The organism is Desulfobacter postgatei 2ac9 (assembly GCF_000233695.2).
GTDB classification, from domain to species: Bacteria; Desulfobacterota; Desulfobacteria; order Desulfobacterales; family Desulfobacteraceae; genus Desulfobacter; species Desulfobacter postgatei.
In genome coordinates this window covers 3518996-3521500 of sequence record NZ_CM001488.1, presented here as the reverse complement: position 1 = coordinate 3521500, position 2505 = coordinate 3518996, and the positions used below count along the sequence as shown (strand labels likewise).

Annotated in this window: 5 protein-coding genes; all 5 read right to left on the bottom strand. The window is 38.8% G+C overall.

The window, feature by feature from the left end; genetic code table 11:
* Positions 1 to 148: 148 nt before the first annotated feature.
* Complete coding sequence (locus DESPODRAFT_RS20440) at positions 149 to 730, bottom strand: lipopolysaccharide biosynthesis protein (protein ID WP_004074960.1); 582 nt, start codon at positions 728 to 730, stop codon at positions 149 to 151.
* A 110-nt stretch (positions 731 to 840) separates the two neighbouring features.
* On the bottom strand, positions 841 to 1062 hold the full coding sequence (locus DESPODRAFT_RS20145; RefSeq protein ID WP_157488511.1) for a hypothetical protein: 222 nt from the start codon (positions 1060 to 1062) through the stop codon (positions 841 to 843).
* Between the two features lie 216 nt (positions 1063 to 1278).
* The gene (locus tag DESPODRAFT_RS16305; protein ID WP_040016427.1) at positions 1279 to 1482 is read right to left on the bottom strand and encodes a hypothetical protein; all 204 of its coding nucleotides are present in this window, start codon (positions 1480 to 1482) and stop codon (positions 1279 to 1281) included.
* Position 1483: 1 nt separating this feature from the next.
* Positions 1484 to 1780 carry a BrnT family toxin gene (locus DESPODRAFT_RS16300; RefSeq protein WP_004074957.1) on the bottom strand — a complete coding sequence of 99 codons (297 nt, stop codon included), beginning with the start codon at positions 1778 to 1780 and terminating at the stop codon, positions 1484 to 1486.
* A 38-nt stretch (positions 1781 to 1818) separates the two neighbouring features.
* Positions 1819 to 2505 (bottom strand): lipopolysaccharide biosynthesis protein (locus DESPODRAFT_RS20695; protein ID WP_004074954.1); only part of this gene is annotated, 687 nt, incomplete at its 5' end.

Sequence of the window (2505 nt, the reverse complement as noted above, 5' to 3'; positions counted from 1 at the left end):
GCATTCCCTCTTTTTTTGCTCATCAAGCAACAGGGAGCAATAATCAGCATATTTAGCATTGAATCGTATAAAAAACATTGGATAAGTGACCACTTAAAATGAATAGTAAGCAACACGATCAAAAAATTGGATAGGGTGCGGACGGACATCATCTGATGCACAAAGGCAATTTTTCATCGGCAATCAATAGCTGGTTAAACACAAAGGCTGTCCAATTTATAACACTCATCCCGGCCAATATGTACAACAGGTACCTGAAGGTAATAAATTGTTCGGAGGTAATTTTGAAAAGGCTGTTTCCCTGCCATGCAAGCATCAATAAAACCAGACAATTGATAGCGCCCAGACAAAGATAAAAGGTGATGTTTGTGCGTGCCACTCTGTTTAGCAGGTCATAATTTTTTGCGACAATCCACTGGGAAAAGAACCTGACGGTACCATAATTCATCCCCATATCAAGCAACTGCATATAGGCATTGGTAGCAACCGCCAATGTAATCAAGCCAAAGGATTCCTTGCCGAAGTAATGTAGCAGTAATGGGATTGAAATAAACTTTAAGGCAGTATTCAATATTTTCGAAATGCCACTCCAGGCAATTGAAGTTGCAATATATTTTACAGAGTTTCCCATCAATAAAAAGGTGCGCTCCTCCCCCGAGAATTTATATATCAAATTGCTGTTAGTTCTCCAATTTTGATTGTAATTGTCCAACAGGGAGAAAGCACCCATTGCATACAACAAAAACAGGAAAAAATTGTCAAAACTTGTAACCAAATATATCAGCTATTGGCCAACTCCATCAGCCACGAATAAAGTTCATGCACAATATCCTCATACTTTTACGTGGGGAAAAACCCCGTATCCCTGGTCAGGCTTTCTATTGAAAAATCTTCTTTTTTCAAGGAAATATCATTATAGGGCATCTCGCCAAACCGAAGGGGCTGTCCCGACGGGTAAAGAGAGGCCATTGTTTTTACATATTCCTTGAGTGGGCGAGCTTGGCCGGAACCCACCCAGTAATTTTGGCCAGGCTGCCCTTTTTTGGGGTGTGTCCCACCCATTACATCTCAGCAAAAATCAGACCAATTTTAAAATGCCCATAAATCCTTTAAAAAGGTCTATTTCCATGAAAAATGGCTACTACTCCTATCCCAAAGAGTAAAAAAAGCGATCAAATTTTCATAAAATTCGATTGCGGCTTAATTTTGAGCCTGATTTGTCAAATTAAACAATCATCTTATGTAACAGGTGGGACACACCCGATTCGCCTCAATAACTTATTCAATTGCCTGAGCAATCTTTATATTGCCTTTAATAAGATCACTAACAACTTTTGACCTGTCGATTCCCTTTTTAGAGGCTATCTTTTTAACAAAATCTAAGACTTCCTCATCAACAAGATAAATTGGTATATTTAGCTTTGAATCTTGTCGATAAAATTTACCTCTCTCTCCTTTTGAAAAATCATACTCATCTCTCATGTCATTCACCATATGCTTTAATTTCTTTCTTTGTTGCTTTTCGGCTTGAAATAATCCTAATCGTAACTGAGTTTTCGTTTTCTTCAATAAAAGTGTGACTCACAACAAGCACTCTCCCTTTCTCTGAAAAACCTATGGTTATCCATCTCTCTTCAATCTCGCTGTGGTCTGGATCAAATATGGAAAGTGCCTTTGAATCTTGAAATATCGTTGCCGCTTCATCAAATGCTACCTTATGTTTATTCAGGTTCTTACGAGCCTTTATTGGATTCCACTCGAAGTTGTAATTAATTTTCATTTTAACACCTTTTGGAATTCAATCTAAAGCAGGAAATATTAATAATCGGGTAGCCAGGGGCTGTTACCAGCCCCAAGCCCCCTCAGAACGGGCGCATTCCCTCTTTTTTTGCTCATCAAGCAACAGGGAGCAATAATCAGCATATTTAGCATTGAATCGTATAAAAAACATTGGATAAGTGACCACTTAAAATGAATAGTAAGCAACACGATCAAAAAATTGGATAGGGTGCGGACGGACATCATCTGATGCACAAAGGCAATTTTTTCATCGGCAATCAATAGCTGGTTAAACACAAAGGCTGTCCAATTTATAACACTCATCCCGGCCAATATGTACAACAGGTACCTGAAGGTAATAAATTGTTCGGAGGTAATTTTGAAAAGGCTGTTTCCCTGCCATGCAAGCATCAATAAAACCAGACAATTGATAGCGCCCAGACAAAGATAAAAGGTGATGTTTGTGCGTGCCACTCTGTTTAGCAGGTCATAATTTTTTGCGACAATCCACTGGGAAAAGAACCTGACGGTACCATAATTCATCCCCATATCAAGCAACTGCATATAGGCATTGGTAGCAACCGCCAATGTAATCAAGCCAAAGGATTCCTTGCCGAAGTAATGTAGCAGTAATGGGATTGAAATAACTTTAAGGCAGTATTCAATATTTTCGAAATGCCACTCCAGGCAATTGAAGTTGCAATATATTTTACAGAGTTTCCCATC